13 protein-coding genes are annotated in these 13,774 nt (G+C 74.6%); 9 read left to right on the top strand and 4 right to left on the bottom strand.

Annotated features, from left to right (window positions below; translation table 11 throughout):
* Nucleotides 1-26 precede the first annotated feature (26 nt).
* On the bottom strand, nucleotides 27-1,169 hold the full coding sequence (locus tag AMK27_RS16510) for an NADH-quinone oxidoreductase subunit D (protein WP_073907874.1): 1,143 nt from the start codon (nucleotides 1,167-1,169) through the stop codon (nucleotides 27-29).
* Between the two features lie 4 nt (nucleotides 1,170-1,173).
* Complete coding sequence (locus AMK27_RS41230) at nucleotides 1,174-2,430, bottom strand: SAM-dependent methyltransferase (RefSeq protein WP_107425595.1); 1,257 nt, start codon at nucleotides 2,428-2,430, stop codon at nucleotides 1,174-1,176.
* A 96-nt stretch (nucleotides 2,431-2,526) separates the two neighbouring features.
* Here AMK27_RS41230 and AMK27_RS16495 point away from each other — a divergent pair, with 96 nt between their 5' ends.
* Genes AMK27_RS16495 through AMK27_RS16485 form a run of 3 tightly spaced genes read left to right on the top strand, consistent with a single transcriptional unit; the run spans nucleotide 2,527 to nucleotide 5,061 of the window.
* On the top strand, nucleotides 2,527-3,735 hold the full coding sequence (locus AMK27_RS16495) for a sensor histidine kinase (protein ID WP_073907870.1): 1,209 nt from the start codon (nucleotides 2,527-2,529) through the stop codon (nucleotides 3,733-3,735).
* A gap of 18 nt (nucleotides 3,736-3,753) precedes the next feature.
* Entirely contained in the window at nucleotides 3,754-4,431 is a 678-nt protein-coding gene (locus tag AMK27_RS16490) for a response regulator transcription factor (RefSeq protein WP_073907867.1), read from the top strand.
* A gap of 18 nt (nucleotides 4,432-4,449) precedes the next feature.
* Nucleotides 4,450-5,061: an AAA family ATPase gene (locus tag AMK27_RS16485; protein WP_073907864.1), complete on the top strand. Its 612-nt coding sequence runs from the start codon at nucleotides 4,450-4,452 to the stop codon at nucleotides 5,059-5,061.
* Nucleotides 5,062-5,175: 114 nt separating this feature from the next.
* Here the strand turns inward: AMK27_RS16485 and AMK27_RS16480 are convergent, their stop codons facing one another.
* Complete coding sequence (locus AMK27_RS16480; protein ID WP_073907861.1) at nucleotides 5,176-6,264, bottom strand: DUF5937 family protein; 1,089 nt, start codon at nucleotides 6,262-6,264, stop codon at nucleotides 5,176-5,178.
* 147 nt (nucleotides 6,265-6,411) lie between these two features.
* Here AMK27_RS16480 and AMK27_RS16475 point away from each other — a divergent pair, with 147 nt between their 5' ends.
* The gene (locus tag AMK27_RS16475) at nucleotides 6,412-6,618 is read left to right on the top strand and encodes a hypothetical protein (protein ID WP_073907858.1); all 207 of its coding nucleotides are present in this window, start codon (nucleotides 6,412-6,414) and stop codon (nucleotides 6,616-6,618) included.
* Nucleotides 6,619-6,715: 97 nt separating this feature from the next.
* Here AMK27_RS16475 and AMK27_RS16470 read toward each other — a convergent pair whose 3' ends face one another.
* Complete coding sequence (locus AMK27_RS16470; protein WP_073907855.1) at nucleotides 6,716-7,882, bottom strand: threonine aldolase family protein; 1,167 nt, start codon at nucleotides 7,880-7,882, stop codon at nucleotides 6,716-6,718.
* 125 nt (nucleotides 7,883-8,007) lie between these two features.
* Between AMK27_RS16470 and AMK27_RS16465 the strand changes: the two genes are divergently transcribed.
* Genes AMK27_RS16465 through AMK27_RS16445 form a run of 5 tightly spaced genes read left to right on the top strand, consistent with a single transcriptional unit; the run spans nucleotide 8,008 to nucleotide 13,575 of the window.
* Complete coding sequence (locus AMK27_RS16465; RefSeq protein ID WP_073907852.1) at nucleotides 8,008-8,973, top strand: Rossmann-like and DUF2520 domain-containing protein; 966 nt, start codon at nucleotides 8,008-8,010, stop codon at nucleotides 8,971-8,973.
* The gene (gene panC / locus AMK27_RS16460) at nucleotides 8,970-10,052 is read left to right on the top strand and encodes a pantoate--beta-alanine ligase (protein ID WP_198955886.1); all 1,083 of its coding nucleotides are present in this window, start codon (nucleotides 8,970-8,972) and stop codon (nucleotides 10,050-10,052) included. The genes AMK27_RS16465 and panC overlap by 4 nt, the downstream gene beginning before the upstream one ends.
* Entirely contained in the window at nucleotides 10,049-11,743 is a 1,695-nt protein-coding gene (locus tag AMK27_RS16455) for an L-aspartate oxidase (protein ID WP_073907849.1), read from the top strand. The genes panC and AMK27_RS16455 overlap by 4 nt, the downstream gene beginning before the upstream one ends.
* Complete coding sequence (nadC, locus tag AMK27_RS16450) at nucleotides 11,744-12,769, top strand: carboxylating nicotinate-nucleotide diphosphorylase (RefSeq protein WP_073907846.1); 1,026 nt, start codon at nucleotides 11,744-11,746, stop codon at nucleotides 12,767-12,769. It abuts the gene before it with no gap.
* Complete coding sequence (locus AMK27_RS16445; RefSeq protein ID WP_073907843.1) at nucleotides 12,769-13,575, top strand: type III pantothenate kinase; 807 nt, start codon at nucleotides 12,769-12,771, stop codon at nucleotides 13,573-13,575. Before nadC ends, AMK27_RS16445 begins: the two co-directional genes overlap by 1 nt.
* Nucleotides 13,576-13,774: the final 199 nt, after the last annotated feature.

The raw sequence follows: 13,774 nt of genomic DNA, 5'->3' as shown, positions 1-13,774 counted from the left end.
GGGCAGGAGTCCGGGCCGGCTCCCCGCTACTTGTCGATGTCGCCGACGACGAAGAACAGCGAGCCCAGGATCGCCACCATGTCCGCGACCAGCGTCCCCGGCAGCAGTTCCACCAGCGCCTGGATGTTGTTGAACGACGCCGAGCGCAGCTTCAGCCGGTACGGGGTCTTCTCGCCCTTCGACACCAGGTAGTAGCCGTTCACACCGAGCGGGTTCTCGGTCCACGCGTACGTGTGGCCCTCCGGCGCCTTGAGCACCTTCGGCAGCCGCTGGTTGATCGGCCCCGGCGGCAGCTCCGCCATCCGGTCCAGGCAGGCGTCCGCGAGGTCCAGGGAGTTGTGCGTCTGCTCCAGCAGGCACTCGAACCGGGCCAGGCAGTCGCCCTCCTCGCGCACCGCGACCCGCAGGGTGTCCTGGAGCTCCCCGTAGGCCAGGTACGGCTCGTCGCGACGCAGGTCGAAGTCGACGCCCGAGGCGCGGGCGATGGGCCCCGACACGCCGTACGCGTGCACCGCCGCCGGGGACAGCACGCCGACCCCCCGCGTACGGCCGCGGAAGATCTCGTTGCCGAGGACGAGCCGGTCGTACACGTCCATCCGCGAGCGGACGTCGGCGACCGCCTGGCGGGCCCGGCCCAGCCAGCCGGCGGGCAGGTCCTCCTTGAGGCCCCCGACCCGGTTGAACATGTAGTGCATCCGGCCGCCGGAGACCTCCTCCATCACGGCCTGGAGCTCCTCCCGCTCCCGGAAGGCGTGGAAGACCGGGGTGATACCGCCCAGTTCGAGGGGGTACGAGCCGAGAAACATCAGATGGTTGAGGACCCGGTTCAGCTCGGCGAGGAGCGTACGGGTCCACACCGCGCGCTCCGGGACCTCCATGCCCAGCATCCGCTCGACGGCCATGACCACGCCGAGCTCGTTCGAGAAGGCGGAGAGCCAGTCGTGGCGGTTGGCCAGCATGATGATCTGCCGGTAGTCCCGCGCCTCGAAGAGCTTCTCGGCACCGCGGTGCATGTAGCCGATCACCGGCTCGGCCTGCCGCACGACCTCGCCGTCGAGCACGAGCCGGAGCCGGAGCACACCGTGGGTCGAGGGGTGCTGCGGCCCGATGTTCAGCACCATGTCGGTGCTCTCCGCCGCGCCGCCGATGCCGACCGTCGTCTCCGTCATGCGGTCAGTATCCCCCCTGCCCCGGAGGCCTCGTCGCCCCGCCCGGGACCCGCCGGGTCAGCCAGAGGAAGTCGCCGAGACCGCCGCGGGCGGTGAGCTCGGCGGCCTCCCCGGCGGAGGAGAGGGCACGGACGTACGCGACGGGATCGGTCGAGGCGAGCGAGAGCGGCGGGCGCCCGCCGGACACCCCGAGCCGCCCGAGCGCCTCCCGCTGCGTGACCAGCTCGACCCGACGCGGTCCGTCCTCACCGTTGCTGCTGCCGCTGCTGCCGGTCAGGTCGGCACCAGCGGCACCACCGGCACCAGCGGCACCAGCGGCGCCCCCGGCACCAGCGGCACCAGCGGCACCAGCGGCGCCCCCGGCACCACCAGCACCACCGTCGGCGTCGCCGGTCGCCGCGGCGCACGCGTCCAGCGCCACGTGCGCCGTCAGGTCGCAGCTGCCGTCCGGCACCGGCGGGACCTCGCGGCCCGCCCGGAAGCCGGTCAGCGAGCCGAAGGGCGGTCGGGCCCCGCGTACGTGCCCGTAGTCCACGGCCACCGCGCGGCCCGCCGACAGCGAGGCCACCGCCGACGCCCAGGCCTCGTCGCGCGGCCGGCCGATCTCGGCCCGCGCGCCCGGCTCCCGCAGCGGCCACCAGCGGGCCAGCCACTCCGCGTCCGCGCCGGAGACGGCCTCGCCGAGCCGCTCCGTGCCGTCCGCGCGGACCTCCACGTACCGGGCCGTGCCCCCGGCGTCCGCCTCGGCGACGTCCACGGGCACGTTGTCGAGCCACTCGTTCGCGAAGACCAGCCCCCGCACGCCCCGGGGCAGCCGGTCGGTCCACTCGATCCGGGGATCGAGCCCGGCGGGCCGGGCCGCGCGCTCGACGGCGTACGCCCGTACCGTCAGGCCGCCCGGGACGCCGCCCGTGCCACCGCCCGTCCGACCGCCCGCGCCACCGCCCGAGTGCCTCCCCGTCCCGCCGCCCGGGTGCCCGCCGGGGGCCCCGGCGCCGCCCCCGATCGCCGTGAGTACGCCCGTGAGCAGTTCCCCCCGCCCCGCGCCCACGTCGACGAAGTCGATCTCGGACGTCCCCAGCTCCTCCGCGACCTCGGCGAGCAGCCGTGCCACGGCGGCGGCGAAGAGCGGGGAGGCGTGCACCGAGGTGCGGAAGTGCCCCGCCGGTCCCTCGGGCCGCAGATAGAAGCCCCCGGGGCCGTACAGCGCCCGTTCCGTGGCCTGCCGCCACCCCTGCCACTGACACGTCTCATCCGTCACGCGCCCCAGTCTCCACCTCGGGGAGTACGGGCTCCTCGCCAAGGATCGACCCCACGGTTGATCCCTCACCTATCTCCCTTCCCTACTCTGGGTGACGTGCAGCGCCTCTACGACTTCATCCGCAGACACCCGACGGGCGTCGACACCTTCTGGGCGGTCGTCCTCCTGGGGTTCTCCATGCTGTGGGTGGTGTCGGCGGGCACCGGCTCGGTGGAGGGCCACCCCGTCGGGTACGCCCTCGTCGGTCTGCTCTTCGCCCTGGTCGTGGCCCTGCGGCGGCGCGCCCCGGAGAAGATGCTGGTCCTCTCGGTCGGCCTCGGCCTGGCGCAGCTCGCCTTCGGCATCACACCGTTCGTGGCCGACTTCGCCATGCTCGTGATCATCTACACGGTCGCCGTGCACGACGGACCCCGCTGGGCGTCGCGGCTCGCACTGGCCGGCGGACTCTCCGCCGCGACGCTCTCGCAGCTGAGATGGCCGGTGGAAGGCCCGCAGTCGGGCGCGGCCCAGATCTTCTTCACGATCATCATGACCGTGCCGTTCGCGCTCGCCTGGGTGCTCGGCGACTCGCTCCGCACCCGCCGCGCCTACTTCGCGCAGCTGGAGGAGCGGGCCTCCCGCCTGGAGCAGGAGCGCGAGGCCCAGGCCAAGGTCGCGGTCGCCGCCGAGCGGGCCCGGATCGCCCGCGAGCTGCACGACGTCGTCGCGCACAACGTGTCGGTGATGGTGGTGCAGGCCGACGGCGCCGCGTACGTCATGGACTCCTCCCCGGAGACCGCCAAGCAGGCCCTGGACACCATCTCCACGACCGGCCGGCAGGCGCTCGCCGAGATGCGCAGGCTGCTCGGCATCCTGCGGACCGGTGAGCACCAGGAGGCCGGGGAGTACGTGCCGCAGCCCGACGTGAAGCAGATCGAGGACCTGGTCGAGCAGGTGCGGGGGGCCGGTCTGACCGTGGACTTCGCGATCGAGGGGAGCCCGCGCCCGCTGCCCAGCGGCGTCGAGCTCACCGCGTACCGGATCGTGCAGGAGGCGCTCACCAACTCGCGCAAGCACGGCGGTCCTGACGTCGGTGCCAGCGTCCGGCTGGTGTACTTCGACGACGGCCTCGGACTGCTCGTCGAGGACGACGGGCGGGGAGCGCCGCAGGAGATGTACGAGGACGGGGGCGCCGACGGCCGGGGCCACGGTCTGATCGGCATGCGGGAGCGGGTCGGCATGGTCGGCGGCACGCTGGACGCGGGCCCGCGTCCCGGTGGAGGCTTCCGGATCAGCGCCCTGCTCCCTCTCAAGCCCGCTCACTGACGACCCCGAAGGAATCTGATGTCCATCCGCGTGATGCTTGTCGACGACCAGGTGCTGCTGCGCACCGGCTTCCGCATGGTGCTGGCCGCCCAGCCCGACATGGAGGTCGTGGCGGAGGCCGGCGACGGGGTCGAGGCGCTGGAGGTGCTGCGCTCGACGGCGGTCGACGTCGTGCTGATGGACGTGCGCATGCCCAAGCTCGACGGGGTGGAGACGACCCGGCGGATCTGCTCCCAGCCGGACGCGCCGAAGGTGCTGATCCTGACCACGTTCGACCTCGACGAGTACGCCTTCTCGGGGCTGAAGGCGGGGGCGAGCGGCTTCATGCTGAAGGACGTGCCGCCGGCGGAGCTGCTCGGTGCGATCCGCTCGGTGCACAGCGGTGACGCGGTGGTGGCGCCCTCGACCACCCGGCGGCTCCTCGACCGCTTCTCGCCGATGCTGCCGTCGTCGGGCAAGGAGCCCGAGCACAAGGAGCTGGGGCGGCTCACCGACCGGGAGCGCGAGGTGATGATGCTGGTCGCGCAGGGACTGTCGAACGGCGAGATCGCCGCCCGGCTCGTCCTCTCCGAGGCGACGGTGAAGACCCACGTGGGCCGCATCCTGACCAAGCTGGGCCTGCGCGACCGGGTCCAGGTCGTCGTCCTCGCGTACGAGACGGGCCTGGTCCGGGCGGGCGGCGGCGCGGCGAACTGAGCGGGGGAGGGCGCCTCGATGCTGCTGTGGATCAACGGTCCCTTCGGCGGGGGCAAGACGCAGACCGCGTACGAGCTCCGGCGCCGGCTGCCGGGCAGCGTGGTGTGCGACCCCGAGCACATCGGCTTCGGGCTGCACCGGACGCTGCCGCCCGCGCTCAGAGGTGACTTCCAGGACCTGCGGGCCTGGCGGCGGGGTGTGCACGAGGTCCTCGACCTGGCCCTGCGGGAGCACGGGCACGGGCCCGTGATCGTGCCGATGACGCTCACCGACCCGGGGTACTTCGCCGAGATCGTCGGCCGGCTGCGCGCGGACCACGGTGCGGACCGGGTCTGCCACGTCGCGCTGCTCGCCGAGCGGGAGACGGTCCTGCGGCGGCTGGCGGAGCGGGGCCTCGGGCGGGGGCTGAAGCGGGAGAGCTTCGCCGTGGCCAAGCTGGACGAGTGCCTGGACCGCCTGGCGGCCCCCGAGTTCGCCCACCACCTCCGTACGGACCGGCTGACGGTCCCGGCGGCGGCCGACCGGGTCGCGGAACTGGCCGGCCTGCGGCCCGAGCCGAACACGGACGGGCCGCTGCGGCACCGGCTGCGGCGGATCCGGGTGGGCCTCTCCCACCTCCGCTTCGACTGAGGCCCGGCGGAGCCGCCGCGGACGGGCGGAGTCGCTGAGGACGGCCAGAGCCGCTGCAGACGGGCGGAGCCGCCGAGGTCCGGCAGGGCCGCTGAAGTCAGGCCGGGCCGCTCCCTAGCGGAGCACGCTCTCCAGGAAGTCGCTGCCCAGGCGGGCGACGACCGCGACGTCCAGCTGGTGCAGCACGTAGCGGCCGCGCCGCTGGGTGGTGATCAGACCGGCCTTCTTCATGACCGCGAGGTGCCGGGAGACCTCGGGGGCGCTGATGCCGTACGTGTCGGCCAGCTCGCTCGTCGAGTACGCCCCCCGGGCGAGACTGCGGCTCAGCCGCATCCGCATCGGGTGGGCGACCGCCTCCATGCGCAGCTTGACCGTGTCGACGGGGGCGCCGCCGCCGAGGTCGCGGGCGGGCACCGGGTACTGGATCACCGGCTGCCAGCCGGGGGCGTGCAGCGCGAAGAGGTGCGGCCAGCCGAAGGCGGTCGGCAGGAACGTCACGCCCGTGCCCTCGGCGTGGGTGCGGCCCTGGACCAGCTTGTCGACGACGATCCGGGAGCCCGCCTCGTCCTCCTCCAGGACCATCGCGGAGGACGCGTCGGCGACGGCCTCGGCCAGGCCCTTGCGGCGCATCAGCTCCGTCTTGTGGCGGGCGTCGGCGGAGAGCTGGACCCGGACGCGGCGCCAGGTGTCGGCGAAGAAGGCCTCGTCGCAGTCCTCCATGAGCCGCCGGATCCACGCGCGCGTACCGGGCGGGTCGGCGAGCATCCGCTCCACGAACGCGGACTGGCGCGGTCCGCGCGCGGTGGCCAGTTCGAGCGCGCGCCGCCGCATCCGCTCGTCGACGAGCGGCGAGCGGGCGCCGTACGAGTAGCGGCTGGCGCAGGAGATCTCCAGGGCCGAGCCCACGAACTTCTCGTCGTCCATGCGGTCGAGGTCGTCCAGCTCCTCGGCGAGGGTCGCGCGGGGCTGGGCGGGCAGCAGGAAGTCGGAGCGGGTGGACCGCCACATGAAGTCGGCCTCGTGCAGCCGGTCCGCGAGCTCGGGCTTGAGCGCGGCGGCCGTCGTGGCGGTCCAGGCGTGGAGTCTGGCGTGGTGGGCGGGCTCGGCGAGGGCGTGCAGGGCGGCGCCCAGCTCCGCCAGCGGCGAGGGGCAGAACACGATCCGCTCGCGCGGCAGTCCGGTGATGTCGATGGTCACACTCACCCCACCATGGTGCGGGGTGGGGCGGGGGAGGTGTCGCGACGTTTGACGAGGGCCGTCAATCGACGTGACGGCGGGCCCGGGACCGCCGTTTGACGGGAGCCGTCAAACGGCGCGCCAGGTGCCCGGGGCCGGGCCCACGGTGAGGATATGAACGCGCTGCATCAGTACCTCTTCGACACGTACCGCGCCGCCCGGCTCGGGGAGCCGATGCCGCCGGCGCCCGGCACCCACGACGTCGCCGTCCTGCGGTCGGTCCGCGACCGGCGCCGCTTCGAGCGGGTCCTGGCGGGACGCCCGGCGCGGGGCGGTCTGCGGTCCGCCCTGCGCCGCCGCCTGCGCCCGCGCACGCCGTGAGCCCGCACGCCCGCGCACCCTGAAGCCCGCACGCCCCGGACCCCGGGCCCCGCGCCCCCTCAACCCCGTGCACCCGCACGGACCCGGGACCCGGCCCTCAGTCCAGCCGGGTCAGGAACTCCCGTACCGCCGCCTTCACGTCCTCCGCCGTCCACTCCAGACCCGGTCCCGCCACCGTCAGCTCCGTCACGGCGACCCCGGGCGGGCCGCCCGCGCCCGGAGCGGACCAGCGGCGGAAGAGGAGCGTGCCGGTGGCCTCGGTCTGGGCGAGGGACGCCGCCGTCAGCCTCTCGGCGTCGTACGGCAGCCAGACCTGGAACTGGTGGGTGTGCGGGGTCTCGGGGTGGACCCGGAACCACCCGGTGCCCGCCTCCGTGAGCGCCTCCCGCACCGCGGCGGCCACCACGCGCGCGTGGGCCACGTACGAGGGCAGCCGCGGCAGCTCCCCGGCCAGCCCCCGGAGCGCGGACAGGGCTGCCGGGTACTGCTGGAAGACCTGGCCCCCGTAGCGGTGCCGCCACACCCTCGCCTCGGCCATGACGTCCTCAGGCCCGGCGAGCACGGCGCCGGAATGCCCGCCGAGCGACTTGTAGAACGAGAGGTAGACGCTGTCGGCGAGCCCCGCGATCTCCGCGAGCGTCCGGCCGAAATGCGTCGTGCACTCCCAGAGCCGCGCCCCGTCGAAGTGGACCACGGCGTCCCGCTCGCGGGCCGCCTCCACCACCGCGGTCAGCTCCTCCCAGGAGGGCAGCACGAAGCCGGCGTCCCGCAGCGGAAGCTCCAGCATCAGCGTCCCGAACGGCTCCGGGTGGTCCCGTACCTCCTCGGCCGTCGGCAGCCGGGGCGCGTCGGTCGGGTGGACGGTACGGAGCCCGGAGACGGCGCCGAACGCGCCACTCTCGTGGACCTCGGGGTGGGCAAGCGGGTGGAGGGCGACGACGGGGCTGCCGGTCCGCCCGGCCCAGCAGCGCAGGGCCACCTGCTGCGCCATCGTGCCGGTGGGGAAGAACACCGCGGCGGGGAGGCCGAGCTCCTCGGCGACGCGCCGCTCCAGCTCCTCGACGAGCCCGTCCCCGTAGATGTCGAGCGGCCCCTCGCCGTGGCCGGAGGACTCGGTCCAGTCGGCGAGTTCACGCAGCCGCGCGCCCACCGTGCCGTCCACCTGGGTGCGCCACAGGGTGCGCTCGGCGCCGCCCCAGACCTTCGCCCGGTGGAGCCGGGCCGCTTCCTCGTCCACAGGGTCCACAGGTTCCACAGGATTCATGGACCGATCATCACACCACCGCCCACACCCTGTGGACAGCCACGGAGCAGCGCGAAACGCTGGCGTAGCATGACCAGAAATCGTCCGGTACCCGCCGAGGACTGGAACGGAAGGCCGTCCCCACCGTGAACGCACCAGCAGCGCCAGAGCCCCGAGCCGAGGACCGACCCGCCCGGCTCACCGTCGGAGTCGTCGGCGCCGGCCGCGTGGGCCCCGCCCTCGCCGCCGCCCTCCGGCTCGCCGGACACCGCCCCGTCGCCGTCTCCGCGGTCTCCGACGCCTCCCGGCGCCGCGCCGCGGAGTTCCTGCCCGACGTCCCCGTCGTGGAGCCCGCGCGCGTCCTCGCCCTCGCCGACCTGGTCCTCCTCACCGTGCCGGACGACGCGCTGCCCGGTCTGGTCGAGGGCCTCGCCGACACCGGAGCCGTACGGCCGGGTCAGCTGATCGTGCACACCTCCGGGCGGTACGGGGCCCGGGTCCTCGACCCCGTCCGGCGGGCGGGCGCCCTGCCGCTCGCCCTGCACCCCGCGATGACCTTCACCGGCACCCCCGTCGACGTCCAGCGCCTGGCCGGCTGCTCCTTCGGGGTCACCGCGCCGGAGGAGCTGAGGCTGGCGGCCGAGGCCCTGGTGATCGAGATGGGCGGCGAGCCCGAGTGGATCGCCGAGGACGCCCGCCCGCTCTACCACGCGGCCCTGGCGCTCGGCGCGAACCACCTGGTCACCCTGGTGGCCCAGTCGATGGAGCTGCTCCACAAGGCCGGGGTCGCCGCCCCCGACCGGATGCTGGGCCCGCTCCTCGGCGCCGCCCTGGACAACGCGCTGCGGTCCGGCGACGCGGCCCTCACCGGCCCCGTCGCGCGCGGGGACGCCGGCACGGTCGCCGCCCACGTCGCCGAGCTGCGCAAGCACGCTCCCGGCACGGTCTCCGGCTACCTGGCGATGGCCCGCACGACCGCCGACCGCGCGCTCGCGCACGGCCTGCTCAAGCCCGAGCTGGCCGAGGACCTGCTGGGCGTGCTCGCCGACCCCTCGGCGGGCGCGACCGGCACCACCGGAGCCGCCGACGGGCCGCAAGGAGACGACCGATGAGCCTGTCCGCCCGTGACCGCGCCGCGAGCGCCCGGCCCGTCCGCCACCAGCCGGCCGGACTCCTGCGCACGGCCGAGGACCTCAGCGACGCCGCGGCCCGCTTCGGGACCCCCGGGCGCAACGCCGTCGTCATGACCATGGGCGCCCTCCACGAAGGCCACGCCTCCCTGGTCAGGGCCGCGCGCGAGCGCGTCGGCGACCAGGGCTTCGTCGTCGTCACCGTCTTCGTCAACCCGCTCCAGTTCGGCGCGGGCGAGGACCTCGACCGCTACCCCCGCACCCTCGAAGCCGACCTGGAGGTGGCCTTCGGGGCGGGCGCGAGCGCCGTCTTCGCGCCCTCCGTCGACGAGGTCTACCCGGGCGGGGAGCCCCAGGTCCGGATCACCGCCGGCCCCATGGGCGAGCTCCTCGAAGGCGCCTCCCGGCCCGGCCATTTCGACGGGATGCTCACCGTCGTCGCCAAGCTGCTCCACCTCACCGCGCCCGACCTGGCCTTCTTCGGCCAGAAGGACGCCCAGCAGCTGGCCCTGATCCGCCGGATGGCCCGCGACCTGAACTTCCCGGTCGAGATCGTCGGCGTGCCGACGGTCCGCGAGCCGGACGGCCTCGCCCTCTCCAGCCGCAACCGCTACCTGTCGGCCGACGAGCGCCGGACGGCCCTCGCGCTGTCGGGCGCGCTGTTCGCCGCGCGTGACCGGCTCGCCGCCCAGGAGGCGCTGCGCGCGCGTGCCGCGGCCCTGCCCGGCACCCAGGACCGGGCCGAGGCCCTCTCCAGGCTCGGCGAGGCACGGGCCGCCGCCGACGCCCACGCCGTCGCGCAGGCCGCCGAGGGCTGCGGCGCCGGTGCCGTCCGGGCCGCGGCCCGGACGGTGCTCGACGACGCGTCGAGGGCCGAGCCGCCGCTCGTCCTCGACTACCTGGCCCTCGTCGACCCGGCCGACTTCACCGAGGTCGCCGACGACCACGACGGGGAGGCGATCCTCGCCGTCGCCGCGCGCGTGGGCGCCACCCGGCTGATCGACAACACCCCCCTCCTTCTCGGAGCCACCATGTCCACCACGTTCGGAGCCACCCAGTGACCGGAATACGGCTGCACGCCCCCGCCCCCGGCTGGGACATCGACGCCGACGTCGTCGTGGTCGGCTCCGGAGTCGCCGGCCTCACCGCCGCCCTGCGCTGCACCGCCGCCGGGCTCCGTACGGTCGTCGTCACCAAGGCCCGCCTCGACGACGGCTCCACCCGCTGGGCCCAGGGCGGCATCGCCGCCGCCCTCGGCGAGGGCGACACCCCCGAGCAGCACCTCGACGACACCCTGGTCGCCGGCGCCGGGCTCTGCGACGAGCGGGCCGTCCGCGTCCTCGTCACCGAGGGCCCCGACGCCGTCCGCCGGCTGATCGCGACCGGCGCCGACTTCGACAAGACCGCCGACGGCGAGATCGCGCTGACCCGCGAGGGCGGCCACCACCGCCGTCGCATCGCGCACGCGGGCGGGGACGCGACCGGCGCCGAGATCTCCCGCGCGCTCGTCGAGGCGATACGGGACCGGGGCGTGCGCACCATCGAGCACGCCCTCGTCCTGGACCTGCTGACGGACGCCGAGGGCCGTACGGCGGGCGTGACCCTGCACGTGATGGGCGAGGGCCAGCACGACGGCGTCGGCGCCGTCCACGCGCCCGCGGTGGTCCTCGCCACCGGCGGCATGGGCCAGGTCTTCTCCGCCACCACCAACCCGGCGGTCTCCACCGGCGACGGCGTCGCGCTCGCGCTCCGCGCCGGGGCCGAGGTCTCCGACCTGGAGTTCGTCCAGTTCCACCCCACGGTGCTCTTCCTCGGCGCCGGTTCCGAGGGCCAGCAGCCGCTGGTCTCCGAGGCGGTACGGGGCGAGGGCGCCCACCTGGTCGACGCCGACGGGGTCCGTTTCATGGTCGGGCAGCACGAGCTGGCCGAGCTGGCGCCCCGGGACATCGTCGCCAAGGCGATCACCCGCCGCATGCAGGAGCACGGCACCGAGAACATGTACCTCGACGCCCGCCACTTCGGCGCCGAGATGTGGGAGGAGCGCTTCCCCACGATCCTCGCGGCCTGCCGCTCGCACGGCATCGACCCCGTCACGGAGCCGATCCCGGTCGCCCCGGCCGCCCACTACGCCTCCGGCGGCGTCCGCACCGACCTGCGGGGCCGGACGACCGTCCCGGGCCTGTACGCCTGCGGCGAGGTGGCCTGCACGGGTGTCCACGGCGCCAACCGGCTCGCCTCGAACTCGCTCCTCGAAGGGCTCGTCTTCGCCGAGCGGATCGCCGACGACGTCATCGCCGCCGCCCCCCGCGCGGCGGGCGCCCCGGTGCCGCCCGCGACCCCGGTGACCCTGCCGCTGCCCGTGGCCGGCGCCCGGACCCGTATCCAGCGGATCATGACGGCCGGCGCCGGCGTGCTGCGCTCCGAGGCCAGCCTGCGGGAGGCCGCGGAGGCCCTCGACGCACTGCACAGCGATGCCGTCGCCGGCGGCACCGACGACACCAAGGCGGGCGAGCCGGGCGTGGACTCCTGGGAGACCACGAACCTGCTCTGCGTCTCCCGGGTCCTGGTCGCCGCCGCCCGCCGCCGCGAGGAGACCCGCGGCTGCCACTGGCGTGAGGACCACCCGGACCGCGAGGACACGGAATGGCGCCGGCACCTCGTCGTACGCCTCACCCCGGAGCGGACCCTCGACGTCCGGACGACCGGCACGCATGACTTCCCCCCCACCTCCGAAGCCCCCAGGGAGCCGTAAGTGACCACGCCCGAGGAAGCCCGTCCGAAGCCCGTGGACGTCCCTCTCATCCAGATCAACTCGGTCTCGTCCGACGAGGAGGCCGGTGGCTGCGGCGACGGCTGCGGCTGCGGTGGCGGCGGCGAGGAGTTCGAGTGCGGGCTCGACCCCGCGCTCGCCGAGCTCCTCGCGGACGCCGGCCTCGACCCCGTGCAGGTCGAGGACATCGCCCACCTCGCGATCGCCGAGGACCTCGACGGCGGCGTCGACGTGACGACCGTGGCGACCGTCCCCGAGGACGCCGTCGCCACCGCCGACTTCACCGCCCGCGAGGCCGGTGTCGTGGCCGGTCTGCGCGTGGCCGAGGCCGTGCTGTCGATCGTCTGCGACGACGAGTTCGAGGTCGAGCGGCACGTCGAGGACGGCGAGCGCGTCGAGGCCGGTCAGGTGCTCCTCAGCGCCACCGCCCGTACCCGCGACCTGCTCACCGGCGAGCGCAGCGCGCTCAACATCCTGTGCCGCCTCTCCGGCATCGCCACCGCCACGCGCGCGTGGGCGGACGCCCTGGAGGGCACGAAGGCCAAGGTCCGCGACACCCGCAAGACGACGCCGGGGCTGCGCGCCCTGGAGAAGTACGCGGTCCGCTGCGGCGGCGGCGTCAACCACCGCATGTCGCTCTCCGACGCGGCCCTGGTGAAGGACAACCACGTGGTGGCGGCCGGCGGCGTCGCCGAGGCCTTCAAGGCCGTCCGCGAGCTGTTCCCCGAGCTGCCCATCGAGGTCGAGGTCGACACGATGCACCAGGTCCGCGAGGTCCTGGACGCGGGCGCCGACCTGATCCTGCTCGACAACTTCACCCCGGCGGAGACCGAGGAGGCCGTCGCCCTCGTCGCGGGCCGCGCCGTCCTGGAGTCCTCGGGCCGGCTCACCCTGGACAACGCGGGCGCGTACGCCGCGACCGGCGTGGACTACCTGGCGGTCGGCGGCCTCACCCACTCCTCCCCGATCCTCGACATCGGCCTCGACCTGCGCGAGGTGCGGGCCTGATGCTGCTCACCATCGACGTCGGCAACACGCACACGGTCCTCGGTCTCTTCGACGGTGACGAGATCGTCGAGCACTGGCGGATCTCCACCGATCCGAGCCGCACCGCCGACGAGATGGCGGTCCTGCTCCAGGGCCTCATGGGCATGCACCCGCTGCTCGGCGTCGAGCTGAGCGACGGCATCGAGGGGATCGCCATCTGCGCGACGGTCCCCTCGGTGCTGCACGAGCTGCGCGAGGTCACCCGGCGGTACTACGGGGACGTTCCGGCGGTCCTGGTGGAGCCCGGCGTCAAGACGGGCGTCCCGGTCCTCACGGACAACCCCAAGGAGGTCGGCGCGGACCGCGTGATCAACGCGGTCGCCGCCGTCGAGCTCTACGGCGGCCCGGCGATCGTCGTCGACTTCGGCACGGCGACGACGTACGACGCGATCACCGCGCGCGGCGAGTACGCGGGCGGGGCGATCGCGCCGGGCATCGAGATCTCGGTCGAGGCGCTCGGGGTCAAGGGCGCCATGCTCCGCAAGATCGAGCTGGCCCGGCCGCGGAGCGTCATCGGCAAGAACACGGTCGAGGCGATGCAGTCCGGCATCGTCTACGGGTACGCGGGCCAGGTCGACGGCGTCGTCGCCCGCATGAAGCGGGAGCTCGTCGGCCCCGCGGGCGACCCGTCGGACGTGACCGTGATCGCGACCGGAGGCCTGGCGCCGATGGTCCTCGCCGACTCGAAGGAGATCGACGAGCACGAGCCCTGGCTGACCCTGATCGGCCTGCGCCTGGTCTACGAGCGCAACGTCTCCCGCATGTGACCCCGGGGCCGCCAGGGCCCACCCCGGCCCGGGCCCCGGGTCCCGGCTCTGACCGGCGCCCGGTCCCGGCCCCGGCCAGGGCTTGGCCCCCGGCCCTGGCCCTGGCCGCCGGCCCCTGGCGCGCCCGGGCGACATCGGCGCGCCGGGATGATCGCTAAGGGGAAATTGTCCGATTAGCGCGTATCGTCGGCCCATGCCC

The organism is Streptomyces sp. CB02009 (assembly GCF_001905825.1).
Lineage (GTDB): Bacteria > Actinomycetota > Actinomycetes > Streptomycetales > Streptomycetaceae > Streptomyces.
Note: the sequence above shows the minus strand (reverse complement) of the source record. Positions and strands in the feature narration are given on the sequence as shown.